Origin of the sequence: Streptomyces sp. SID14478 (assembly GCF_010548525.1) — a bacterium.
Taxonomy (GTDB): Bacteria; Actinomycetota; Actinomycetes; order Streptomycetales; family Streptomycetaceae; genus Streptomyces.
Genome location: NZ_JAAGMG010000034.1, coordinates 1 through 25,282, shown reverse-complemented (window position 1 = coordinate 25,282; position 25,282 = coordinate 1). Strand labels below are relative to the sequence as shown.

Annotated in this window: 15 protein-coding genes and 1 pseudogene; 11 read left to right on the top strand and 5 right to left on the bottom strand. The window is 66.7% G+C overall.

The genetic code is table 11. The annotated features are described in order from the left end of the window. Positions 1–258: 258 nt before the first annotated feature. Both ychF and G3I40_RS01145 read left to right on the top strand, forming a co-directional pair. A complete protein-coding gene (ychF, locus tag G3I40_RS01150; protein ID WP_164300250.1) occupies positions 259–1,347 on the top strand; it encodes a redox-regulated ATPase YchF in 1,089 nt (362 codons plus the stop codon). Between the two features lie 629 nt (positions 1,348–1,976). Further along, positions 1,977–2,966 carry a hypothetical protein gene (locus tag G3I40_RS01145; protein WP_164300249.1) on the top strand — a complete coding sequence of 330 codons (990 nt, stop codon included), beginning with the start codon at positions 1,977–1,979 and terminating at the stop codon, positions 2,964–2,966. Positions 2,967–3,197: 231 nt separating this feature from the next. Here G3I40_RS01145 and G3I40_RS01140 read toward each other — a convergent pair whose 3' ends face one another. Continuing rightward, positions 3,198–3,590, bottom strand: a complete 393-nt coding sequence (locus G3I40_RS01140) for a PIN domain-containing protein (RefSeq protein WP_164300248.1) — start codon at positions 3,588–3,590, stop codon at positions 3,198–3,200. Next, the gene (locus tag G3I40_RS01135) at positions 3,587–3,853 is read right to left on the bottom strand and encodes a hypothetical protein (RefSeq protein ID WP_164300247.1); all 267 of its coding nucleotides are present in this window, start codon (positions 3,851–3,853) and stop codon (positions 3,587–3,589) included. Before G3I40_RS01135 ends, G3I40_RS01140 begins: the two co-directional genes overlap by 4 nt. A gap of 375 nt (positions 3,854–4,228) precedes the next feature. On the opposite strand from G3I40_RS01135, the gene G3I40_RS46810 reads away from it, so the two are divergent. The 5 genes from G3I40_RS46810 to G3I40_RS01110 all read left to right on the top strand — a co-directional run bounded on the left by G3I40_RS46810 (position 4,229) and on the right by G3I40_RS01110 (position 18,884). Continuing rightward, positions 4,229–5,029, top strand: a complete 801-nt coding sequence (locus G3I40_RS46810; RefSeq protein WP_164300246.1) for a hypothetical protein — start codon at positions 4,229–4,231, stop codon at positions 5,027–5,029. Beyond that, positions 5,029–5,334: a tyrosine-type recombinase/integrase gene (locus tag G3I40_RS46805; RefSeq protein WP_164300245.1), complete on the top strand. Its 306-nt coding sequence runs from the start codon at positions 5,029–5,031 to the stop codon at positions 5,332–5,334. Before G3I40_RS46810 ends, G3I40_RS46805 begins: the two co-directional genes overlap by 1 nt. A gap of 523 nt (positions 5,335–5,857) precedes the next feature. Further along, positions 5,858–11,209: a DEAD/DEAH box helicase gene (locus G3I40_RS01120; protein WP_164300244.1), complete on the top strand. Its 5,352-nt coding sequence runs from the start codon at positions 5,858–5,860 to the stop codon at positions 11,207–11,209. Continuing rightward, on the top strand, positions 11,206–14,382 hold the full coding sequence (locus G3I40_RS01115) for a helicase-related protein (protein ID WP_239091446.1): 3,177 nt from the start codon (positions 11,206–11,208) through the stop codon (positions 14,380–14,382). The genes G3I40_RS01120 and G3I40_RS01115 overlap by 4 nt, the downstream gene beginning before the upstream one ends. A gap of 590 nt (positions 14,383–14,972) precedes the next feature. Further along, on the top strand, positions 14,973–18,884 hold the full coding sequence (locus G3I40_RS01110) for a DNA methyltransferase (RefSeq protein ID WP_164300243.1): 3,912 nt from the start codon (positions 14,973–14,975) through the stop codon (positions 18,882–18,884). Here G3I40_RS01110 and G3I40_RS01105 read toward each other — a convergent pair. Then, complete coding sequence (locus tag G3I40_RS01105) at positions 18,879–19,103, bottom strand: DUF397 domain-containing protein (protein WP_164300242.1); 225 nt, start codon at positions 19,101–19,103, stop codon at positions 18,879–18,881. The two genes, G3I40_RS01110 and G3I40_RS01105, sit on opposite strands and share 6 nt — an antisense overlap. Positions 19,104–19,259: 156 nt before the next feature. Beyond that, entirely contained in the window at positions 19,260–19,721 is a 462-nt protein-coding gene (locus tag G3I40_RS01100; RefSeq protein ID WP_164300241.1) for a DUF5753 domain-containing protein, read from the bottom strand. On the opposite strand from G3I40_RS01100, the gene G3I40_RS01095 reads away from it, so the two are divergent. The 4 genes and pseudogenes from G3I40_RS01095 (at position 19,699) to G3I40_RS01080 (ending at position 24,623) form a co-directional block, all read left to right on the top strand. Next, positions 19,699–19,974: an ATP-binding protein gene (locus G3I40_RS01095; protein WP_203643168.1), complete on the top strand. Its 276-nt coding sequence runs from the start codon at positions 19,699–19,701 to the stop codon at positions 19,972–19,974. The genes G3I40_RS01100 and G3I40_RS01095 overlap by 23 nt on opposite strands. A 144-nt stretch (positions 19,975–20,118) precedes the next feature. Continuing rightward, entirely contained in the window at positions 20,119–22,461 is a 2,343-nt protein-coding gene (locus G3I40_RS01090; RefSeq protein ID WP_164300240.1) for an AAA family ATPase, read from the top strand. After that, on the top strand, positions 22,458–23,888 hold the full coding sequence (locus G3I40_RS01085) for a restriction endonuclease (RefSeq protein WP_164300239.1): 1,431 nt from the start codon (positions 22,458–22,460) through the stop codon (positions 23,886–23,888). Before G3I40_RS01090 ends, G3I40_RS01085 begins: the two co-directional genes overlap by 4 nt. Positions 23,889–23,964: 76 nt before the next feature. Continuing rightward, positions 23,965–24,623, top strand: a pseudogene (locus G3I40_RS01080) (HAD family hydrolase). A gap of 362 nt (positions 24,624–24,985) precedes the next feature. Here the strand turns inward: G3I40_RS01080 and G3I40_RS46355 are convergent. Then, positions 24,986–25,282: DUF6182 family protein (locus G3I40_RS46355; protein ID WP_239091445.1), on the bottom strand; the 297-nt coding region annotated here is incomplete at its 5' end.

Genomic DNA, 25,282 nt, shown 5'->3' with positions numbered 1-25,282 from the left:
GCGGCGGCGCCGCTGCCGGCCCGCCCGCCCTGCGCCTGCGGCGGCAACGGGGCCGTGCGGCGGGGGCGGGATTGCGGGGGACGCGTCCTGGGTTGCTCCACAGGCCCAACATAGGTGGGCTTATGTGCGCAATGGCGGCCGGGACACGCCCTTTGGCCGACCTTGGGCAAGCGTTCGATACGCAGCCCGGTCGGGTGGCGCAGAGCCCGTAGACTGGTGGACCGCCCCCACCTCATCTCTTGTACGGGAAGTCGCAACGTGTCGCTCACGATCGGAATCGTCGGTCTGCCCAATGTCGGCAAGTCGACCCTGTTCAACGCCCTGACCAAGAACGACGTGCTCGCGGCCAACTACCCGTTCGCCACGATCGAGCCGAACGTCGGCGTGGTCGGCGTCCCCGACGCCCGGCTCACCAAGCTGGCCGAGATCTTCTCCTCGCAGAAGGTCCTCCCGGCCACGGTCGACTTCGTCGACATCGCCGGCATCGTGCGCGGCGCGAGCGAGGGCGAGGGCCTGGGCAACAAGTTCTTGGCGAACATCCGCGAGTCCGACGCGATCTGCCAGGTCATCCGTGCCTTCCAGGACGAGAACGTCGTGCACGTCGACGGCAAGGTCTCGCCCAAGGACGACATCGAGACGATCAACACCGAGCTGATCCTCGCCGACCTCCAGACCATCGAGAAGGTCCTGCCGCGCCTCCAGAAGGAGTCGCGCATCAAGAAGGACGTCGCGCCCAAGGTGGCGGCGGTCGAGGCGGCGAAGGACATCCTGGAGAAGGGCGACACGCTCTTCTCCCAGGGCATCGTCCAGGGCTCCGGCAACGAGGAGCTCCTGCACGACCTGCACCTCCTCACCACCAAGCCCTTCCTCTACGTCTTCAACGTCGACGAGGACGAGCTGACCGACGACGCCTTCAAGGCCGCCCAGAGCGCCCTGGTCGCCCCCGCCGAGGCAATCTTCCTCAACGCCAAGCTGGAAGCGGACCTCGCCGAGCTCGACGAGGAGGACGCCATGGAGCTCCTGGAGTCGGTGGGCGCCGAGGAGCCCGGCCTCGCCACGCTGGCCCGCGTCGGCTTCAACACCCTCGGCCTCCAGACCTACCTGACGGCCGGCCCCAAGGAGTCCCGGGCCTGGACCATCAAGAAGGGCGCCACGGCCCCCGAGGCAGCCGGCGTCATCCACACCGACTTCCAGAAGGGCTTCATCAAGGCCGAGGTCATCTCCTTCGACGACCTGGTCGAGACGGGCTCGGTCGCGGACGCGCGCAGCGCGGGCAAGGCGCGCATGGAGGGCAAGGACTATGTGATGCAGGACGGGGATGTGGTGGAGTTCCGCTTCAATGTTTGATTGAACTTTCAAGCTCTTTCTGTGATCTCGGGAAAGTGCAGGTCGGAAGGGGCTCGCCTTTAGGGCGGACCCCTTTTTCGATGATCCGAAAGAGCTTGAATGGGGCGAAGCTTCAAGCGTTGGCTTGGGGGTGTGTCTCGTGGCTACCTACTGGCACCTGTTGTCACCTCTGGGATTCCATACCGTGCTGGATCTCCAGGGTTGCACTGCAAACTGACGGGCTGGCGTGACCTCTCTGCGAGCTTGCGCCGATCACGGCTGGCTACGATCTGGCGCCCTCTGTGCTGTCGGTCGCATTCTTTGTGGCGAAGGAGTGTGGTCAGGCTGATCCTTGCCACATCCCTTCGCCAGGCCTGGGAGCGGTCCAGGGCGTCGAATGCGCAGCCGTCCCGGATGCAGGACAGTTGCACTAACCTCGTAGGCTTTCCCGATGCGCGCTCCTCGGCCCTACGGCTGTAGTGAGCTACGAAGTTCCGTTCAACCTAAAATGAATTTTGTCAATTCCTGCTGCAATCGTCACTCGTTAGTGTCAATGGTGAGCAGGTCTAGCATTTATTTGTTCTCTGGTCGAACGGTATCTCGGTATGTCATACCCTGCTGAACCTTGGAGATGAAAACTCGGAGGACAGATGGCGCCTGATGTCTTCGGCTGCGTAGCAGCGTATGTCCGTGATGTTTGTGGTGAAGGACCGGTCTGTGTCCACGTGGACGATGCGCGCGAATGTCAGATCAAACGGCACCCGGACTATGCAAAGTTCCGCTCCCGAGCTTTAGCTGCACGAGCGGCACGGAAACCGTCTCAGCTATGGGAATCGATGGTCGCCATGGGGCGTATGTCTGACGCGCGCGGCGACAATAAGTGGCGGATGATCGTTGTGGACTGCCTCACCCATTTCCTCCGCACGCGCTCGTGGTCGATCTCTCGAGATTTTCATTGCGATTTAAGGGATGTTCGGTCGGACATGTTCGAAGCCGCCCTCGATGTTTGGGAGGAGACAGCGAAGGGTGTTCCCCCTCGAGAGGTTCCGACATTGATGGTCAAAGCGGCCATCAATGCCGCTTACCGGCGTGCGAATGTCCATGAGTGTGACAGTTCGACAGGTGATGTAGAAGATCTGTTGATCTTCGAAGAAGCTGTCGTGGATTCCGTGCTGAAGGCGTCTTCGATTGTCCACGACGCTAATCCGAGAGATCCCGCCGTCATCGAGCAAATTAGGGGAGAGCGGACTGGGGCGTTATGGCAGATGTACGGCCTAAGTGAAGTAGTCAATGGCTATCATGAGGATCTCCGGGCAGGTCGTCGCCGGGGCCTTCAAGGCGCCCTCGTGACAGAAGCGATGCTGGCCCGCACTTGGGTTGCGGGCGGTAGTTACTACTACTACACCTCCGACTTATACCCCAAATTCGTTGCCCTTCCGGCTGCTGCCGAAGCGCTGGGAATCGCCAAATCTGCTGCGTATAAAATGGTGAGAGCGGGATCTTTCCCCTGCCTGACCATGCGTATGGGAAGCGGTATTCAGGTGCCCACTAAGGCATTGATGCAATCGCTTTCTATTGCGGATATTGTCGTTCACGTTGACGACGTGGAAAACGGGGCAGCCCACGCCGGAGGAAAATAATGTAGCTCCGAGCGGGATCACCGGACGAGTTCACCTGCTTGCGATGGCTGTGCCATCAGTCCGTCAAGATCCCGATCGACTTCGACAGGAATGTTGCCCAGTACATGGGCGCCTCTGTCGGGAGGTCCTGACGCTGCCCGTCCGCTCCTGCGTGCGATCAGGTATCCGTGCCTATCTCCGTCCCTGCGGTATTGGGCCCCGGAGAGGCTGGTCGCCGGGGACCAGCTGTGGTTAGACGGTGCGGATGACAGGGGCGGGTTTGATGTCCTGGGCGTCGATGAGGGTGCGGATGTCGTTCGGGTCCGAGGTCCAGATGATGGCGCCGAGGCTGGCCGCAATGGTCACGACGGTGGCGTCGACGATGTCGGAGGTGCCAGCCTTGCCGCAGAGGATGCCTGCGGTCTTGGCGGTTTCGAGGCCGACGGGTACGACGTGGCAGCCGGCGAGGAACCTGCCGAGTCTGACCTGGCGCCGGGAGTCCCGCCATGCCTGGCTGACGACGACGGACGGGACGTGGATGTCCCGGCCGTCGTCGAGGGCCAGGCTGTGTCGGGCCCACATGCGCCGGTCGTCGTTGTCGATGGCGATGAGGACTCCGGCGTCGTACAAGTAGGGGATGTTCACGCGGCCGAGGCTCCCGGATTGCTGAGGTATTCGGCGTCGGCGGCGGCCAGATCCGCGCGGGCGGCGGCAAGCTCCTCTGGGGTGAAGGCGCCGTGCTCGGCCTGCCACTCCTGAATGACCGCGCGGCCGGCCCGCAGGCGGAGCTCACGTTCGGCTGCTCCAGCGACGAGGCGGGAAAATGGGATGCCTTCTTCCTCGGCAGCCCCAGCCAGAGCTTCGACCAGGGATTCGTCGAGGGTGATAGTCACCTTCTTAGTAGCCATACATCAACCATAGTGCGGTATGGCCTCTGGTGTCGATGTGCTGTTCATCGCCAGAGAGCCTTGGGGCGCGAGGGCGTGCGGTGAGGGGGCTCGGTGGGCCCAGGGCTGCGCGCGAGGTCGGGGCCATATTCGCTGGAAAGAGCGGATTGGCGGTGAATGCCTTGCTGGGTCCTGGGCGCCAGTGCACGGTTTCGAGCACGGGCTAGGCGTCGGATCGGGGCTTGGGTGGCGAGCGTTTTTCAGAGGTGCAAGAGGGACGTCCGGGACCGGAACTTCCCCTGCGACCGTCAGCAGTGTCGGCACGGGTGGACGGTGCGTTACCGGGAGCCGGGCGGTAGGCGAGGACGGCAGCGGGAGAGGTCGTTTCCCCGGCGAGTGGGCTCGGATGGTGCGGACGCTTTCGCCGACAAGGTCGAGAACGACAAGAAGGCCGATGTTCACTTCGATCCTGCACCTGGACGGGTGTCATTGCACGTCTGGGCTCAGGAGTGGCTGGAGCGCCGGGTCATCGGTGAATCGACGCGCCGCAACTACGAAGGGTTCATCCAGAACCATCTCGTGCCGCGGCTGGGACGGAAGATGCTGGCCGGGCTGGCACGGCGCGATTTCGAGGAGTTCGCCAAGCAGCTGCACTCATCCGGCGCCGGGTTGGCGGCCTCCACGATCAACGATCGGTTGGTGATGGTGGCCGCGATGCTAGAGGTGGCCGTCGTTGAGAAACGCATCCCGCGCAACCCCGCCCGCGGCGTCCGGGTATCCCGGGCAGCCCCGTGCGCGGTGGACGAGGACGAGATTCCCACGCTGGGCGAGGTTGATCTGATCGCGGAGCACATCGCCCCGCAGTACCGGCTCGCGGTCTATCTGCAGTCGGGCACCGGCCAGCGCCCCAGCGAGGCCCTTGCCTTCTCCACCGAGTGCCGACGATCCGGCTTCGTCAGGGTCCGCTGGCAGGTTAGCGCCAAAGTGCACCGCGGTGACTGCCACACGATCATTGTGCCGCTCAAGCACCGAACGGAGGGCGAGTACCGGGACGTCCCGGCTGCTCCGTTCGTCGAGCAGGAGATCGACGGCCACTTGTCGCGGTGGGAGCAGTGCCCGTGGCCTTCACGGGTCTACGCGGTAGACGTCGGCGGCTGGAGGTCTTCTTCGCCCCGCGCCAGCGTGGCAAGGGTGTGATGCCCACCGCCTCCACCTTCGGCTACCACTTCAAGAAGGCGTGCGTAGCGGCAGGCGTGGTCGACATGGACGGCAAGGCCAAGTACACGCCCGGCAGTCTGCGGCACTTCTTCGCCTCGACCGCGTTGGCGAACGGCGTGCCGATCCGCGAGGTCTCGCGCTGGCTTGGTCATAAGTCGATCAAGACGACAGTGGACATCTACGGGCACCTAGTCCCCGAGGCGTGGGGTCGTTGCCGAGACGTCATGCAGAGTGCCATGCGTCCGGCGGTAGAGGAGTCGGGTGAGTCTGTCTCCGCGGCTTGACGTGCTGGTTGTGCTGGATGAGTCCCGACGGCGCTGGATGGGTGCTGGATGCGATCACCTGAGGAAAAGTATCCGCAGGTGGGAGCGCCGTGTTGAAGATTCAGGTTCAATGTGTAGCGGGCTGAATAGCATCGGTTTCTGTTACTAGCAAGCTTGCAGGTCGGGCGGCCCGCGTCCCGAGAGGTGGGCGCGGCCGTTCCGTGTGGGTTGCTGGATGGGGCTGAACGGCGAGCCAGTTCGCAGGGGCTGCCGTTGCGGCGTGCTTGCCCGCGTGGGTCGAGCGTTTCGGGCCGTCGCGCCCTGGGGGATCGGCCCCGTCGCGGCCGGCGTGGGCCGATGGTGCATCCGCCCCCACTGCCGGTCTTGCGTCCTCGGATCTCGTCCGCCCTGTCCGACTTGGCGCCGGTCTGCATCTTTGACGTTCTTCCTGTCGGTAGGGTGGCAGAGTTGACCAGGTGGGGACTGTGCCCAGGCGGGCGCGGATGCAGGAACCGAGCGGTGTGTGACGAGGGGCTGTGACACGGTGGACGTGTTCGGGGCGCACGAGCGGCTGATTAGGGACTACGACGAGTTCACGCGGTCTCTGGTTCAGGTACGAGATCCTGCGATCCAGGAGCACCTGCGGCATGAGCGTGAGCGGAAGTCGCGTTGGCCGGACCCGTGGATCTCTTTGAATCCCATGTTCCGCCGCGGGGGTACGGTCGCTGAGCTCACAGAGCCCCAAGACGGCAACCCGCCGGTCCTCGACCCGCTGTGCGCGAAGTACTTCCGGCACAGGAGGCGTACGCCTCAGACGGGTCTCGATGATGGTGGCAGCGACGTCACTCTCACCTTGCATTACCACCAAAAGCAGGCGCTTGAGGTGGCCGCGGGGCCGTCGAAGAGTTCGTACGTCCTGACCACAGGTACCGGTTCCGGCAAGAGTCTCGCCTACCTCCTGCCGATCGTGAATGAGGTACTCAGGGAGCCTAACCCCGACGGTATTTCGGCGATCATCGTGTATCCGATGAACGCTCTGGTGAACAGCCAGGAACAGGAGCTTCAGCGCTATCTGGTCGACGGAGTGGCGGACGAGGACCGAAAGGTCACCTTCGCCCGTTACACCGGGCAGGAGGACCGTACGACCAAAGACTCCGTGCTGCGGCGCAAGCCGGACATACTGTTGACCAACTACATGATGTTGGAGTACCTGCTCACCCGTCCCAAGGAGCGCGCCGAACTCATCGAGGCCGCGAAGGGCCTCAGGTTCCTGGTGCTGGACGAGCTGCACACCTACCGCGGGCGGCAGGGCGCCGACGTGGGCATCCTGGTGCGGCGGCTGCGGGAGGCATGCGCAGCGCCGGCGCTGCGGTGCATCGGCACCTCCGCGACCATGGCGACGACGGATACCTTCGCCGAGGCCCAGAAGACGGTTGCTGAGGTAGCCACCCGTCTTTTCGGTACTCCGGTGGGGAAAGACGAGGTCATCGGTGAAACGCTCCAGCGGGCCACCGACCCGGGAAGAAGACTGACGCCCGAAGAGCACAAGGCGGCGCTCGTGGCTGCGGTGCGTCGAGCCGCGGGCAGCCAGGGCGCCCTCCCCGACGCGTACCAGGAACTCAGTAGAGATCCACTCGCGGTCTGGGTCGAGGACTACTTCGGACTTGAACTTGAGCCGTGCTCGGACAGTGAGCGGGCGCCGCGCCTGCGTAGGCGGCGTCCGGTACAGATGCCGACGGCGGCAGCGGCTCTTCGGGCGGCGTGCGGTGACGATTCGCTTTCTGAGACGGACTGCGCCGCAGCCATCATGGCCATGCTCAAGGCCGGTGCCGTCGCCAAGGACCCGGACACGGGGCGGCCGCTGTTCGCGTTCCGGCTGCATCAGTTCCTGTCGAAGGGCGACACGGTCTACAGCAGCCTTCAGCCTGCCGCGACCCATCGGCATCTCACCAGTCAGTACCAGTTGAGGGTGCCGGGAAACCCTGACTGGCCTTTGGTGCCGCTGCACTTCTGCCGCGAGTGCGGGCATGACTATCCGGCGGTCACCTATGACGACCGCCAGGAGCGCTATTTCGCCCGTAGAGATCCCGAGGCTCCTGCGGAGTCGGGGGACGGATACCTGTACGTGGACGAGGAGCTCCCTTGGCCGGGCTCCTTCCAGGAGGTTCTCGACCGGCTGCCGGCGAGTTGGGTGGAGACCGACGCCAACGGACAACGGGCTGTGGTCAAGGCACGTCGTGATGATCTGCCGTCGGAGGTCTGGATTTCCCCCGACGGTCGGCGTTGTGCCTCAGGGTCAGGCTTGCGCGCCTGGTGGATCGGCGCGCCGTTCCGCTTCTGCCCGCGATGCCGGGTCGGCTACGAGCAGGTGCGGCTCAGGGACTTCTCGAAGCTCGCCACGTTCTCCGCAGAGGGCCGCAGCTCCGCCGTGTCCCAGGTTGCGGCGAGCATTGTCCGTTCGCTGCGGGCTCAGCCCGAACTCGACAAGCCGGCCCGCAAGTTGCTGGCCTTCGTCGACAACCGGCAGGACGCGAGTCTGCAGGCAGGGCATTTCAACGATTTCGTGCAGGTCACCCAGATCCGTGGCGCGCTTTACCGGGCGCTGGACAAGGCTGGGCCGACCGGGCTGCGTCACCACACGCTGCCCGAGGCCGTCTTCGATGCCCTGGATCTGCCGCTCTCGGCGTACGCCCGCAACCCCCGGGTCAAGTACCTCCCGCTGGATGAGACCCGAGCGGCGCTCAGGTCTGCGCTGTCCTACCGCGTCTACGCGGACCTGGAGCGTGGCTGGCGGCTGACGATGCCGAACCTTTCCCAGACAGGTTTGCTGCGCTTCGATTACACCTCGCTGACCGAGATCGCAGCGGACACCGAGCTGTGGCGGGGCACGCACTGGGCACTCGAGAACGACGTTCCCGCTCACCGCGAGGAGATCGCGCGCACGCTGCTCGACGAGCTGCGGCGAGCCCTCGCGGTCAATGAGACGTTGTTGACGGAGGCGGGACATACACGCCTGATCGCGCAGAGCAAGGAGCGTCTCGTCGGGATGTGGGCGGTGCCCGAGGCGGACCCCACAGTTCGTTTCCGCGTCGCGTACGCGGGCCCGCGGCCGAAGCGGACGTCTGCGACGGAGACCGTCCACTTCGGTGCCCGCGGGGGCTACGGTCGCTATCTGCGCCGGCCGGGCGCGTTCGACGCGGTGCCTCAGGTCGGCGGTGGCCGACTCTCCGAGGCTGATGCCGAAGCCGTCATACGTGATCTGCTCAGAGTGCTGTGCACGGCCGGTCTGTTGCACGAGGCGGATGAGGACGCGGAGAGTGGTCGCGGTTACCAGCTCAAGGTGTCCGCTCTGATCTGGCTGCCCGGTGACGGCGAGACGGCGGAGTCGGATCCCGTGCGCAAGACGTTCGACGCGGAGGCCGGTGGGAGGGTGAACATCTTCTTCCGCGACCTGTATCGCGACGCCGCGGCCGAGCTGGCCGAGATGGAGGCCCGCGAGCACACCGCGCAGGTCGAGACAGAGCTGAGGCTGACCCGCGAACAGGGATTCCGCGACGGTGATCTGCCGTTGCTGTTCTGCTCACCCACGATGGAACTCGGCGTCGACATCGCCGAGCTGAACGCGGTCGCGTTGCGCAACGTCCCGCCGACCCCTGCCAATTACGCGCAGCGCTCCGGCCGGGCGGGCCGCTCCGGGGACCCGGCCCTGGTCACCACGTACTGTTCCACGGGCAGTGCCCACGACCAGTACTACTTCCGTCGGCCTGAGCTCATGGTGTCGGGAAGCGTGGCGCCTCCGCGCATCGATCTGACCAACGAGGACCTGCTGCGCAGTCATGTCCACGCGGTGTGGCTGGCGGAGACGGGCGCGTCCCTGGGCAGCCGGATGACCGAAGTGCTCGATATCGACGTACGGTCGCATAGGCCCGGCTCCGAATTGGCGCTGCCGTTGGTGACGGAGCTGAGGGAGACTCTGGAAGGCGAAGCCCACCGACGCAACGCCGTCGCCCGTTGCGCCGACATCCTGGCCCCGCTGCGCGGGGATCTCGCGAACACGTCGTGGTGGTACGACGGTTGGATCGAGGACCAGATGCGCGGTGCCCTCTTCGCGTTCGGCAGGGCCTGCGACCGGTGGCGGCGTCTCTACCGCAACGCCTATGACGAACGCGACGAGCAGGACCGGCTGGCCAACGACTCCTCGCTGTCGGCCCGGGACCGCCGTCAGGCCCGGGCCCGCCGCGTCCAGGCCGAGCAGCAGCTGGACCTGTTGCGCAATGACTCCGACGACAAGGACGGTGTGCGTTCGGACTTCTACACGTACCGCTACTTCGCCTCTGAGGGCTTCCTCCCCGGGTACTCGTTCCCCCGGCTGCCGGTTGCGGCGTATGTGCCGGGTGAGCAGGGCGAGAGCCGCTTCGGCCAGAAGCGCGGTGCGTACATTCAGCGCCCGCGCTACATCGCCATCGGCGAATTCGGTCCCGGCGCCCTGATCTACCACGAGGGCCGCCGCCACACCGTGTCCAGTGTGCAGGTGCCCGTGGGCGATGCGCCCGGGCGTATCGCCACAGTGGACGCGAGGGTGTGCGGCGAGTGCGGCTATTGGCACGACAGCAAAGAGAAGCGTGACGACTGTGCGCACTGCCGAGCGCGTCTGGTGCGGGTGCTTCGGCAGCTCATGCAGCTCACCACCGTGTACGCCGAGCCCCGGCGGCGCATCTCGTCCGATGAAGAGGAGCGGCTGAGGGAGCCGTTCGACCTCAAGACGGCCTACCGGTTCCATCATGGCAACCTCTCCGCACGGTTCTATCCGGCAGGCGAACCTCTGGGCGTTGGACCGCGGCGCGGGGAGATCGCCGACATGGCCTACGGAGACGCGGCCGTGTATGTCATCAACCTTGGCCGCAGAGGGCGGCGGGCACCGGGTTCGGAGGGGTTCTACCTCAACCCCGACAACGGGCAGTGGCTGACCGACACCAAGGCGGCCGAGCGCGCGGAGATCTCGGCCGAGGAGGGGGAACTGGCCGCCTTCCAGCGCAGCAAGCGCACGGAGCGGGTCGTGCCGTATGTGGACGACAGCAAGAACATCGTGGTGCTGCGGCTCGCCGAGCCGGTCGATTCGTACGCGGCGGTCACCGTGCGCTACGCGCTGGAGCGCGGTATCGAGGCCCACTTCCAGCTGGAGGACGCCGAACTGCGGAGCGAGGACTTGCCCGACCCGGAGCAGCGGGCCCGCATGCTGTTCGTCGAGGGCGCGGAGGGCGGAGCCGGTGTGCTGCGGCTGCTGCACGACGACCCGGCGACGATGGCCAAGGTCGCGGCCAAGGCGCTGGAGATCATCCATTACGAGCAGGTGGACGGTGAATGGCGCGACCGCGGGCACGCGAGAGGCGCCCGTGAGAAATGCGAGTTCGGGTGCTACGACTGTCTGCTCACCTATCACAATCAGCCTTTCCACCCGGCAATCCGGCGGCAGACGGCGGTTGAGATCCTGATCCGGCTGGCCGGGTGCGAGGCGGTCAAGGAAAGGCCCCAGGCGGTCAGCCCGGCCGAGCAGGTCTCCCACCTGCTGGCCAGGACCCCGCAGACTGGACGAGGCGGTTTCGTGGAGTGGCTGGAAAGCCACGGTTACCGGCTGCCTGATCAGGCGGGCGCGGACCTGGGCACTTCGCGGGCGACGCCGGACTTCGTCTACCGTCTGAGCGACGCGGATGTCGCGATCTTCCTCGATCTGCCCGGTCACGGAACACCGGATGAGTCGCGGGACACCCGCGCCAGAGCCTGGCTGGAGAATCGCGGCTGGCTTGTGATCGAGATGAGCGACGACAGCGAAGAGGAGTGGCACAGCACGGTGCGCGCGTACCCCAGTGTCTTCGGCCCGGACCAGGTGCCACGATGAGCGCCGCCATGCACGTCCCCGGCGCGCTGGTTCACGCGAGGGACCGGGACTGGGTCGTGCTGCCCGGCAGCACCTCGCAGTTCGTTCTGGCCCGTTCCCTCGACGGGGACAGCGAGTTCGACACCTTGCTGTTCCCCGAGGAGACCTCTGATCCGCGCTTCGCGGCGCCCGAGCTGACGTACGAGACGGACGCGTCGGGTCGCAGAAGGCCCGTCGACAGCGAGGAGATCGGCGACTTCGCCTCGGCCTCGCTGCTGCGCAGCGCCTTGCGGATCTCTGCGTCCAACGGTGCCGGGCCGTTCCGCTGTCTGTCCGGCATCGCGGTCCAGCCGCGCCAGTATCAGCTGGTGCCGCTCATGGCGGCGCTGCGCATGGACACTGTGCGGCTGCTCATCGGCGACGACGTGGGCATCGGAAAGACCGTCGAAGCCGCTCTCATCGCGAAGGAACTCATCGAACAGGGTTCCGCGACCAACCTCGCTGTGCTGTGCTCTCCGGCACTGGCCGAGCAGTGGCAGCGAGAGCTGCGGGCAAAGTTCAGCCTCGACGCCGAGCTGGTACTGCCGTCCACAGCGGGGAAACTGGATCGCTCGCTCGTGGAGAACGACCAGACGATCTTCGACCGCTATCCGTACACCGTCGTCTCGACCGACTTCATCAAACAGCAGGATCGCCGCGACGCCTTCCTGCGCACCTGCCCCGACCTGCTCATCGTCGACGAGGCCCACACCTGCATCGGCGCCGGCGCCGGCCGCCAGCAGCGCTACGACCTCCTGGAGGAGCTCGCCGCCAAGCCGGAGCGCCACCTCATCCTGATCACCGCGACGCCGCACAGTGGTGACCGTGATGCCTTCGCCAAGCTGACCGGGCTGCTCGACCCCGGGCTTGCTCAACTGGACCCGACCGTACCCGCGCACCGCGACCGCATTGCCCGGCACCTCGTGCAGCGCCGCCGCCGCGACATTCGGCACTTCCTCAATGAGGACACCCCGTTTCCCGCCGATCGCATGCTGCGCGAGGTTCCGTACAGGCTCGACAGCGCGTATGCGGAGTTCGTCAGCGACGTGATCGCGTACGCGCGAGAGCAAGTGCGCCGCCCCGACGGTGAGTTGCGTCAGCGGATGAGCTGGTGGTCTGTGCTCGCGCTGCTGCGGTGCGTCCTGTCCTCACCGGCGGCGGGGCAGGCGACACTGACCACCCGCTCCGCGGTGGTCGCGGCGCGTACACCCCAGGAAGCCGACACCATCGCCCGCGTCACCGTGCTGGAAGGTACGGACGCCGAAGCCGCGGAAGGGCTCGACTCGGTGCCCGGCACGCTCCTCGTCCCCGACGAGCAGCAGGAAGCTCCTCGCGATGAGCTTGATGGTGTACGCGACGATGAGACGGCCGCGGGGGAGCAGGCGGATGGGACCACAGTTGAGCCGCCACAGACCCGCGCCAAGAGCGGTCGGCCACGCGTACGGGATCCCAAGCTGCGAGAGTTCGCCCGCCGCGCAGCCGAACTCGCCGCACCGGAGTACGACGCCAAGCTGCGTCTGCTGATCGGCGAGGTCAAGGCCTTGATCGCCGACGGCCACGACCCCATCGTCTTCTGCCGGTACATCCCCACCGCGACCTACGTGGCCGAACACCTCAGGAAGGCACTCGGCTCCCGTGCTCACACCGAGGCGATCACAGGAGACCTGCCCCCCGAAGCCCGCGAGGAACGCATCGCGCAGCTGGCGGCCCGCCCGGGCCGGCAGGTACTCGTGGCCACCGACTGCCTCTCAGAGGGAGTCAACCTTCAGGAGCGCTTCAGTGCGGTCCTCCACTACGACCTGTCGTGGAACCCGACCCGGCACGAACAGCGCGAAGGCCGGGTCGACCGCTTCGGCCAGCGAGCCGAGCGCGTCATGGCCGTCACCCTGTACGAGACCGACACCGGCATCGACGGTCTCGTCCTTGATGTCCTCATCCGCAAGCACCGGGACATCGCCCAGCAGACAGGTGTGGCCCTGCCCGTTCCCCAGGCCGGCGAACGGGTCCTGGAAGCGCTGACGAACAGCCTCCTGCTACGCGGTCGGCCAGAAGCCGCCGGTTCCGGGCAAATCGCCTTCGACTTCGGCGCGGACGACCAGATCGGCGCGGCTCGCGACGAACTCCACCGAGTGTGGGAGAGCGCCGCCGAACGCGAGTCGAAGGTGCCGACGAAGTTCTCCCACTCCGGTATGCGCCCGCAGGAAGTGGAGGACGAGCTGACCGAGCTGCGCCAGATCCTCGGAGTCCCCGGCGACATTGCGGAGTTCACCCGGGAGACGCTCGCGGCACTCCGTGCCCCTCTGCGCAGCCTGCCGGATGCACAGGGATTCACCGCCCAGACCACCCCGCTGCCGGCAGGGCTGAGGCACGCCCTCGGCGTGTACGAGTCCGAGGATCAGGCCGCGGCCGCCGCTTCTACGGGCAGGACTGCGCGCCGCACTGCCGTGAAGAGCAGCCGCAGGACCAAATCCCCCAAGAGGGCAGTGACTTCAGGGACTGGCCCTCGCGATCTGGCCTTCCACAGGGATCTTCCCGTACCACCGAACGAACACGCGTTGGTACGCACTGACCCTGCGGTCCGAGCCCTCGCCCGATACGTTCTGGACTCCTCCATCGATCCGGCGGTCCCACATCATGAACAGCCGGCCCGCCGCCTCGGCGTGATCCGCACCGGTTCCGTCGACATCTACACGGTGCTGCTGCTCACTCGGTATCGACTGAGGCTGAGTATGCCGGTGAAGAACAGCCGGCGACGCAACAAGGACCCGTTGGCTAAGGAGATGGTGGCCGAGGACGCCCGGATCGTCGGCTGGCGCCCCGACGACGAGGGCGGTCTTGAATGGCTCACCGACACGGAGGTCGCCACGCTCCTCGACGCCGAACCCGCGGGAAGCGTCATCCGGGAGCAGCGGGTGTCCAGCATCAGCCGGGCGCTCGGCGAGCTGCGCCTGCCCGAGGTTCGTGATCACCTGCGGGAGTACGGCGATCAGCTGGCTCAGCAGCTGACAGAGGCCCACGTACGCGTACGCGAGGCGGCGGGTGAGCGTGGCCGCGCTCTGGGCGCCGCCGCGGCCCGCCAGATCACCGTGACCCCCGCCGGGCCCCCCGACGAGCTCGGCGTCTACGTATTCGTCCCCGCCGGAGTCCGCCGTTGACCACCCTTCCGATCGACTCCCCATCCCTGGCCGCGCCGACGGCCGGGTCCGCCTCCGCCGTACGGGTCGAGGGACGGCTTTTCACCGCCGACCTGCTCGCGAGGCTCGCGGCCGGCGACCGCGAACTACCGGGATGCGCACCGGCCGACTACGGCCTCTTCCGAGGCGAGCGCATCGGTGATGCGGCAGGCCGCGCCTGGAGCGCGCTCACCGGCGCATACCAGGTCTTCCGTGAGGACCTCGCACGCCTTGGCACGGACCGCCCCGCTACGACTCTCACCCGGCGGGCGTGGCTGCTGCGGCTGTTCACGGAACTTGGGTACGGCCCACTTCACAGCGATGGCGTCACGGTCGAACGCGCGGGAGGCGGCGAGCGGCTGCGGGCCAGCCACCGCTGGCAGGAACATGTGCCTGTGCACCTCCTGGCCTGGGGCACCACCCTGGACCGCAAAGTGGGCAATCGGCGAGCCCCCCAGTCCGTCCTGCAGGAACTCCTCAACGTCTCACCCGGCCACTTGTGGGGCATCCTCTCCAACGGACAGGTCCTGCGCGTCCTGAGGGACTCCACAGCGCTCGTCGGCGCGGCGTATGTGGAGTTCGACCTCGAAGCGATCTTCGACAACGACCAGTACGCCGACTTCGTCCTGCTCTACTCCTTGCTGCACTCCTCCCGGTTCGAACTCGTCGCCAAGACGCGCAAGCGGCGGCGCGGCAAGAGCGGGAGCGGCGGGGACCCGGCGGAGGCGGGCGTCGGTGTCGAAGAGGCCGACTCCGACGACGAGGACTCCGAAGAGCCGGAGGGAGCCGACGAGGCTGGCGCGCCGGAGGAGGACGATGAACTGAAGGCGGGGGGCCCTCGCCAATCCGTGTTCGGGGCCGCGGACGGCGACGTCGAAGGCCTCGCTCTCACTCCCGCGGACTGCCGCCTCGAGTGGCTGCGGATGCACTCGGTCGAGACCGGCCTGCGCGCCCGCGACCACTTGCGCGACCAGGTGGCCGAAGCGCTCGGCGTCCTGGGTACCGGGTTCCTGGAGGCGAACAGGGACCTGGCCGACCGCATCGCGCGCGGCGGCCAGGAGGCCCTGGAGGAGTTCCACCACGAACTCCTGCGGCTCGTATACCAGTTGATCTTCCTGTTCGTGGCCGAGGACCGGGGCATTCTGCTGAACTCCGGGGACACCGAGGAGGAGCGCGACGCCCGCAAGCGGTACATGGACTACTTCTCCACGCGTCGTCTACGCCGTATCGCCTTCCGTCGTCCCGGGGACCGTAACGCCGACCTGTGGCCCGCGTTGTGCCGGGTCCTGAACGCCCTCGGTGCCGACGGCGGCGCACCTGCGTTGGCCTTGCCCGCTCTCGGTGGCCTGTACTTCCGTGACAGCGGTGACGGCCATGGTGAGAACAGTGGCGAAGACGAAGGCGGCAACAACGCCGGTGTCGCTGGTGCCGCCGATCGACCTGGTGATACGGAGCCTCTGCGCGCGGCCAAGCTCGCCAACGCGGCTATGCTGGAAGCGGTACGTCTGCTGTGCCGCGTCCAGGACAAGCAGCGCCGCTGGCAGCGCGTGGACTACCGGCACCTGGGCGCCGACGAACTCGGCAGTGTCTACGAGTCCCTCCTGGAGCTTCGCCCCCGGCGCAGTGCCCAGCCCGAGCGGTTCTGGGTACAGACCCTCGCCGGCAACAAACGCAAGACCACCGGCGCCTACTACACGCCCGTATCCGTGATCGAGAAGCTGCTGGACGAGGCACTGGACCCGGTCATAGACGAGTACGCGGCGGATGGTCCACAGCGCCTGCTCTCCTTGCGGTTTGTCGATCCCGCTTGCGGATCGGGCCACGTCTTGGTCGCCGCCGCCCGCCGTATCGCGCACCGCCACGCCCAGCTCGACACAGGTGATGCCGAACCCGCGCCCGAGCGCGTACGAGCCGCACTCGCCGATGTCGTACGGCACTGTGTGCACGGTGTGGACATCAACCCCATGGCGGTCGAGATCGCCAAGGTCTCCCTCTGGCTCGAATCCCTTGAACCGGGCCGCCCGCTCGCCTTCCTCGACGACCGGGTGAAGGTCGGCAACGCGCTGCTCGGCACCACTCCCAAGCTCATCGCGCAGGGTCTCCCCGACGGCGCCTACAAGAAGCTGACCGGCGACGACGGCAAGATCCTGGCCCAGCTGAAGGCAGCCAACAAGAAGGAACGCGCGGCTGGTCAGGGAACGCAGACCGCCCTCGGGGCGAACCCACTGCGCGTCGGCACGGCCAAGCTGCGCGAGGAAGCCGAGCAGCTCGCCAAGCTGTCGGAGCGACCGCAGTCGAACGAACACCTGGCAGACGTACGCGAACAGGCGCGCCGGTACCGAAAATTCATCCGCGAGTCCGCAGAGCGCCGCCACCACCAGCGGGTCGCCGACGCCTGGTGTGCGGCCTTCCTTTGGCCCAAGCACTCGGGCGCTCCCGCAGCCATCACCAGCACGGTGCTCTCCCAGATCGCGGAAGGACGCGATCTGGACGCCGAGGGCGAGGAGACACTGCGGAGCATCGCGTCCCGCAACCAGTTCTTCCACTGGCACCTGGAGTTTCCGCGTGTGTTCCGCGTGGAGGACGACGAGGCATCGGACCACAACCCCGACACCGGCTGGCAGGGCGGCTTCGACTGCGTCCTCGGCAATCCGCCTTGGGAACGCGTCAAGATCCAGGAGAAGGAGTGGTTCGCCTCCCGGGACGAGACGGTCACTGACGCGCTCAACGCCCACGAACGTAAGCAGTTGATCACGGCCCTGCGCGACAGCGAGGACGCCGTGGACCGCGAGCACTACACGCAGTTCCAGGTGGCGCTGCGTGAGGCGGCCGGTACGACGCTGATGCTGCGCAGCTCGGGCATCTTCCCCTTGACGGGCCACGGCGACGTGAACACTTACGCGGTGTTCACCGAGCGGGCCCGCAATCTCCTGGCCCCCAAGGGGCAGTCAGGTCTCGTGGTTCCGACCGGAATCGCGACCGATCTGACGACGGCCCGGTTCTTCGGGGATCTGGTGGAACGGCAGCAGTTGGTATCAGTTCTGGACATGGAGAACGAAGAGAAGCTGTTCGCTGACGTCACCAACAGGTACAGCTTCTGCCTGTTCACCGTCTCCGGGCCTGGCAGGCGGCACGAGTGGGCACGGCTCGCGTTCCGCGCGCGCAGGCCGGACCAGCTCGACGGGCGGACCTTCGAGCTGGACGCGGCAGGGTTCAAGGCCATCAATCCCAATACGCGGACCTCGCCGGTGTGTGAGAGCCCTGAGCACTTGCGGGTGCTGCGGGGGATCCAGGAGCGGATCGGGGTGTTGTGGCTGAACAAGGGTCTTGGAGGGGAACGGAATCCCTGGGGATTGCGGTTCTTGCGTATGTTTGACATGGCCAGTGATTCGAAACGCTTCCTGCTGGAGGAGACGCTGGTCTCGGAAGGCTGGACACGCAAGGGCAAGGTGTTCGTCAAGGGTGGCGAACGCGCTCTACCGCTGTACGAGGGCAAGTTCATCCACCACTACGACGCCCGCTTCGCCACGTACGAGGATGCGACCCAGGCGCAGATCAACAAGGGCACTCTTCCGCGACTGGACCTGCATGCGCACGAGGATCCGTACGCAGTGCCTTTGCCTCGCTACTGGGTGCATGAGGACGAGGTGGATGGCCGGCTCGCGGCTGAGCACCCTCTCAGGCCGGAGACGGAGTGGCCTTACGGCTGGCTGATGGAGTGGCGGGATGTGTGCCGTGCATCGGATGAGCGGACGGTGATCGCCTCGGTGGCGCCGAGGTCGGCGGTGGGGCACACGGCACCCGTGATGCTTCCTGTCAGGCAGGACCTCCCGCTTCCCGGGCTGCTGGCGAACCTCTCGGCGTTCGCCCTTGACTTCACTGCTAGGCAGAAAATTTCCGGTGCTCATCTGACTTACGCATACTTGGAGCAACTGCCAATCCTGGACCCTGACGTCTATGGTCGGTCCACAGCCTGGCTCGACACCGCCGTCCTCGCGGACTGGATCCGCCCTCGAGTCCTTGAACTCACGTACAGCTCACACGACTTGGCGGATTTCGCCCGCTATCTTGACGACGAAGGTGCCCCCTTCGTCTGGGACGAGGAGCGCCGCTTCCTCATGCGCGCGGAACTCGACGCCGCGTACTTCCACCTCTACGGCCTGACCGAGGACGAGGCCGCCTTCGTCCTGGATTCCTTTCGGGCCTTCCGTAATCGGAAGCCGGAGCTGTTCGCGCGCACGAAGGGCGAAATCCTGACGATCTACCGGGAGATGGCCGTGGCTGCGGAGCAGGGAACACGCTACGTACACCCGAAGCTGACCCCGCCGCCGGGGGAGGGTTCACGTCATGATCCAGGCACGAGCCCGCTCACTCGGCCCGGAGGCCCTTCGCCGAGTCGGCCCGATGTGGACACGCGGCGCGAGACCGACGACGGCGGCCTGTTTGGGCTTGCGGATCTCGGTACGGGTACGCGCCGGTCATAGCTCGCCGGCGATGATTCCTGCTCGGAAGGCGGCCCATTCGGAGGCGGTGAAGCGCAGGGGTTCGCGTCCGGGGTTCTTGGAATCCCGGACGGTCCTTGCACCGTAAGAGAGTTCGGCGACCTCGACGCAGGTCCCTTCGCCTCCGCTCACTGAGGCTTTGCGCCACTGCACGGCGGTCAGGTCGAACGTGTACAGGTCCGACTTGCTGCCGCTGCTCACTTGCGGTGCTTCTCCTCGATGTCCGCGATCATCGCCAGCGAGTCGTCCGTGGGAAGCGTAGCTGCCACGATGCGTTCGAAGGCGTCGGCGAAGGTTCGAACGTCGCCGACGCCCTCAACTTAGGACGAGCCGATCAGACTCTCCAGTAGCACTACGTCAGGCATGGGCGACGGGAAGCTGACCAAGCTGAAGCCCCCGATGTTGCCGGGGCGGGGGGGTGGCGGCCATAGGCATTACCTGAAGCGTGACGTGAGGCATCTCGGCGACGTCGAGCAGCCGGCGCAGTTGCTCACGCATGGTGGTCGGCCGTAGAGCGAAGCGCTGGTGGAGCGCGGCCTCATGAAAGACCGCCCAGAACTTCAGCGGACCCTCGGTACGCGTGAGGACGGCCTGGCGAGCCTGACGTACTTCCGCCAGCGCCGCGACCTCCTCGGGGGCGCGGGTGATGGCATTGGCCGAGATGATCTCCCGCGCGTATGCGGCGGTCTGCAGCAGTCCGGGGATGAGAAGAGGGGTGAACTCGCGGATGCTGTCGGCGTCGGTTTCGAGCGAGATGTAATCGGCATACGAGGGGGAGACAACGCTGCTGCAACTCGTGCTGTCCGAGTTGGTCGGCAACGCGGTCCGGGCCTGCGGGGATTACATCCCGCTGGACGTGGAGGTGTACGTGACGACGTACGGCATCGCCGTGAACGTGCACGACCCGGACCCCGGCGCCCTCCCGAGGCGTCGCGATGCTCCGCTGGACAGCGCCGTCGCGGAGAGAGGGCGCGGACTCGGCATGGACGATCTGCTCGCGCCGGGGTGGCAGGTGCGCAGGTCCGCGATCGGAAAACAGGTGAGGTGCCGGGTACCCGCCGAGCCGGGCTGAGTGCCATGACCGCCCGGAACGGGAAGTTCAACTGCGAGGAGCCGGTGCGGGATTGTCGGTGACGGCGGCTATGTTGGGAGGTCGGGAGATGATCGGTTCGGCCGTCCGGCGGTAGCGGACGGTCAAGGGCAAGGGGGATGCCGTATGACCACCGTCTTGGAGCTCAACGCGCGTGCGGTGCATGCGGCGATGGGCGTGCTCCACCGGTTGGCGTCCGGGCATGGGCTGCCGTTCCGTCAAGTGTGGGCCCGGGTCCTTGAAGACGATCCCACGCTGAAGGCGGACTGGGAGAAGGCCTTTCCGCAGCTCGCCACCACGGCGCGCACACGGCTTCAGTACGAGAGCATCAATCTGGTCAAGGCGGGTTGGCTGCGCAAGTCCGGCCGCGTCTGGCGGCTCACCGGACCGGGGCGCCAGGCTTACTCGCAGTACGGCCAGGACAGCGCGGCCTTGCTGGCGAAGGCGTACGAAAGATACGGATACTGGAGCGACGAGCGGGCGGCCTTCAACCGAGCGGCGGAGGTCTTGGAAACTCTGCCGGATGACAGCAGATGGGTGTCGGTCGAAGATCTCGCGGAGTCGGTCGGCCTGGCGGCGGCGCCGCTGCGGGTCTGGTTGCAGAGCGGACGGCCGCCGGGGTGGTATCTCGCACTCGGAGGCGACGGTGAGGTGCCCGATGTACTGGGGCTGACCGAAGGCGAGTTGGATGAGTGGCGCACCCTCCTGGAGGACAACCAGGTCTATGACGCGGCGGCGTCGGGAGGTCGGGCCGTACGGGCCAGGATCGACCGCAGGCTCTCCGACATGGTCCTGCGCGAGCGGGCGATAGAGGACGGCGCTGTTCCGCGACTGATGCAGCCGCGCCGCAGGGCCTGGCTGATCCGGGGCACCGATGCGCGCGGCGTGAACCTGATCACCTCGCTGTGGCGGGACAAAGGCGTCTGCACGCTCGCGGCGGACCGGTTGCCGCTCCTTGAGGACGGCGTCGACGCGGAGACGATCCGTGAGCTTGTGGAGACGTACTACTCCCACCTCAGTTCTGCTCGGCGCACCGAGACCACGCAGGGCTTTCACGCTTTCCTGTCCCAGATGCGCGAGGGCGACATCGTCCTCACCACAGACGGCGACCAGGTCTTTCTGGGGGAGATCAAGGGAGCCGCGACCGAGACGGTCACGGGCGACGGGCCGGTGTTGCAGCGCGCCGTGGACTGGGTCAACGCCGACAGTCCGCTGGCCATGGAGGAATTGCCGGAGGCGCTCACCGGCCCGCTGGGCAACCCGAACGCCGGCCTCCTGGAGATCTCCGAGTTCACCAGTGACCTTGAGGTCTTTCTCGACGAGGAGCCGGAGCAGACACCCGCGGGAGTGGTCGCGGACGCAGAACTTCCGGACGCCACCGATGAGTTGGCGAGGGAGGTGACGATGCCGGACATCGAGTGGCTTCAGGACTGCGTCGAACTGCTGAGAGACCGGCCGCAACTGATCCTGTACGGGCCACCCGGTACGGGCAAGACCTTCACAGCCCTCGCTCTGGCGCGTCATCTCACGGGAGGCCGTCGAGCCAACGTCCGTCTGGTCCAGTTCCACTCCGCGTATTCCTACGAGGACTTCTTCGAGGGCTTCCGGCCGCGCGCGGTTCCCCTCGCCCAGCCGGAGTCGAAATTGGAACCGGACGGTGGACGGCTCCACGGCGGGTCGCCGTACGGCGGCCCGGGCGGCAAGGACCTGTCGGACGCCGGATCGGGCATCGTCTTCGACCTGGTGCAGGGTCCGTTGAAGCAGCTCGCCGAGCAGGCCGAGGAGACCAGGAGCGAGATCTTCGTCCTGGTGATCGACGAAATCAACCGGGCCCATCTCGCCAAGGTCTTCGGTGAGTTGTACTTCCTGCTCGAGTATCGCAAGGAGTTCGTCCACCTACTCTACGGCTCTGACGCGGGCCGTCGCTTCCGACTGCCGCCCAACCTGGTCATCATCGGCACGATGAACACGACCGACCGCTCCATCGCCCTCATGGACGCGGCCATGAGGCGACGCTTCTCCTTCATGGAGCTCCACCCCGGCAAGCCGCCCGTAAACGGGGTCCTGGCACAGTGGCTACAGGACGAGCGGCTGCCTGCCGACGCCGCTGTGCTCCTCGACGCCCTCAACGCCCGTATCGCGCAGGCTTCACTAGAGGACCGAGACTTCCGCATCGGCCCTTCGTACTTCCTGCGCCCCGCTGTACACACCCAGCCCAGAGGACTTGAGCGCATCTGGAAACACCAGATCCTGCCGCTGCTCACCGAACTCCACTGGGGCGAGGACGTCGACGTGGAGGCCGAGTACGGGTTGGAGTCACTGCGACAGGAGACGAATCTGCCCGCCGTTTCGCCTGTTCCGGCACCGGCCAGGTTCGCTGACGGGACGACACCGCCGGGCAGCGCCGACCACGCGGAGACCGCGGCCCATACCGGCAACGCCCCAGCCGGCGGGGGAGAGCCCGCGTGACCGAGGCCCAGGCCGGGCGGAGCCGCCCGGCAATCCCCGGGCAGCGCGCCTCACAGGCGTGGAGTCGGCCTGGCCCTCGTGCCGCGGATCCCGGTGACGGGCTGCGGCAGAGCATCCGTACTCCTACTCCTCCGCATCAGGGCCGCCGCGCACCTGTGTGTACAGGCCCAAGGCATCGGCCGACTCCCGCCATCGACATTGCCGAGGGCGACGACTGGACCACATGGAACCTGACCGAAGCCCAGTTCAGAACGCTGAGCACCAGGACTGTCGGCAAGATCCTCAGCCTCAAGCCAACTCCGGGGCACAGGGACGGTACGACATGGGACCTGAAGGCTAAGCGGACTGTCGGCGCGGTCGGACTCGGCGCGGGCGACGGTGCCTTGCTGCTCCGGATCGCTCCGAAGACCACGGTGGACCGGCTGCTCCACGTACTCGCGCACGCCCAGGAGAAACGCCTGCGCTGGCAGCCGGCACCGGTGGACGCGGCCGTGCACCGCGACCTCTTCCCCGCCATCGCCCACACTTTCACGCGTGCCGCCGAGCGGGCGCTGCACGCAGGAGCGCTCTCCGGCTATCGCGATCGCGAAGACACCTCGATGACGCTGCGCGGCCGTCTGCGCGCCGCCGACCAGTTGCGCCGTCGGCCAGGACTCGCTCTCCCGCTGGAGATCGCGTACGACGAACACACCACGGACATCGCGGAGAACCAGCTGCTGCTCGGTGCGGCTCGCCGTCTGTCCCGCGTTCCGGGCATACCCGAGCATCTACGCACCAGGCTGCGCCAGTTGGACGTCCTTCTGGAAGGCGTGACCGCACCCCGACCGGGTGCGCGTATCCCCGCCTGGTCGCCGAACAGGCTCAACGCTCGCTACGTTCCTGTTCTCCGCCTCGCCGACATCATCCTGCGCGGCGCTTCGTTCGAATACGACGACGGCCGGCCGGTCACAGTGGACGGGCTCCTGCTGAACATGGAGAAGGTCTTCGAGGACTTCGTGGCCAATGCGTTCGGCGCTGCACTGGAGCGCCTCCTCGGCGGTCGCGCTCAGGCGCAGGCGACCCACTATCTCGACGAGCGCAAGAAGCACCGCATGCATCCGGACCTGCTGCACCGACTGCCTATGAACGGCGAGCTGCTGCCGACCATCGTGGTGGATGCGAAATACCAGGACGGAATCGAGTCGGCCAATCTCTACCAGATGCTGGCGTACTGCACTCGCTTCGGCCTGGCCGAAGGGCACCTCGTATCGTCAGGGGGCGAGGAGGACGGTACTGCGATCCGTATCCCGGTACACGGCGGCGCTGTCACGATCCACCGGCATGTACTCGATCTTTCGCTCAGCCCATCACAGCTCAACATCAGGGTCGATGAACTCGCGCAGACGATTGCCGCCGCACGGACGGACCAGACGCGCACCCGTGCTTAGGCGCTGCCGTAACCACGCAGGGGCCGGCGCCGAGGCCCTGTCACCAGCTCTGGTGGAACGGACTAGCCTGCCGACCATGATTCGTGCCATGGTGTTCGATGTCGGTGAGTGCCTGGTGGACGAGACCCGGGAGTACCGGACGTGGGCGGACTGGCTGGGGTGCCTCGGCATACCTTCGCGGCCATGTTCGGGGCCGTCATTGCGCAGGGGCGGGACTACCGCGAGACGTTCAAGGAGTTCCGGCCCGGGTTCGATCTGACTGAGCAGCGGGAAAAGCGGGCCGCGGCGGGGAAGCCCGAGTGGTTCGGGGAGGACGATCTGTACCCGGATGTGCGGCCGATGCTCAGCGCTCTGCGGGACGCCGGCTTGTGGGTCGGTATCGCCGGCAATCAGACGGTGCGGGCCGGCGGACTGTTGCGCGGGCTCGATTTGCCCTCCGACCTGATCGCGACGAGTGACGACTGGGGCGCGTCGAAGCCGGACGTGGTGTTCTTCGAGCGGGTCATCGAGGCGACGCCGGCTGAGCCGGGCGAGATCCTGTACGTCGGTGACCGGCTCGACAACCACATCCGTCCGGCGGTGCAGGTCGGACTGCTTACCGCGCTGATCCGCCGCGGGCCCTGGGGCACGATTCAGCAGCGCGATCCGGATGCGGATGCGATCACGGCGATGAGGATCGATTCGCTCACCGAGCTGCCGGAGAAGATCGCGAAGTTCAACGCCGCAGAGGGCTGACCGTCGTCCCCCATGAGTCGATCAAGACGACAGTGGACATCTACGGGCACCTAGTCCCCGAGGCGTGGGGTCGTTGCCGAGACGTCATGCGGAGCGCCATGCGTCCGGCGGTCGAGGACCCAGGCGAGTTTGTCTCCGCGGCTTGACGTGCTGGATGTGCTGGATGAGTCCCGACGGTGCTGGATGGGTGCTGGATGCGATCACCTGAGGGAAAGTTTCCGCAGGTGGGAGCCCTGCACTACAGATTCCGCTTCAACGTCTAGATCCGCACCGAAGCGGCCACTACGAGCATTCGGCCCGCACGAGGGTGCCCATGCGCAGGTCCGGACGGGGCGAGGACGTCGCGGCGTCGGGCTTCGGCATCATGTGGCCGGGGTCCGGTCGCGGTCGGCCGCGGGGCCCAGCCCCGCGACGGCCCGCAGCCGACCGGGACCGTGCGGGTCGGCGACGGCCCGCACCCGGTCCAGAGCGTCGAACGTGCCGGTCAGACTCGGAACCTGGCGAACCGTCAACAGGTCTCCGGGGGTGACGAGGCCGTCGAGCACCGCCTCCACCAGAACGTGGTTGACGTGCACGAGCGCGTCGGCAACGGTGCAGCCGGCCGTGGCGACGTACAGCTCCCGGCTCCGGTGGCGGCCGCTCGACCGGGGTCTGCCGGG

Bases quoted from the DNA above. Each gene is read 5' to 3' on its own strand.
- G3I40_RS01145 (WP_164300249.1), top strand. From the start codon at position 1,977: ATGGCGCCTGATGTCTTCGGCTGCGTAGCAGCGTATGTCCGTGATGTT.
- G3I40_RS01135 (WP_164300247.1), bottom strand. From the start codon at position 3,853: ATGGCTACTAAGAAGGTGACTATCACCCTCGACGAATCCCTGGTCGAA.
- G3I40_RS46805 (WP_164300245.1), top strand. From the start codon at position 5,029: ATGCCCACCGCCTCCACCTTCGGCTACCACTTCAAGAAGGCGTGCGTA.
- G3I40_RS01115 (WP_239091446.1), top strand. From the start codon at position 11,206: ATGAGCGCCGCCATGCACGTCCCCGGCGCGCTGGTTCACGCGAGGGAC.
- G3I40_RS01090 (WP_164300240.1), top strand. From the start codon at position 20,119: ATGACCACCGTCTTGGAGCTCAACGCGCGTGCGGTGCATGCGGCGATG.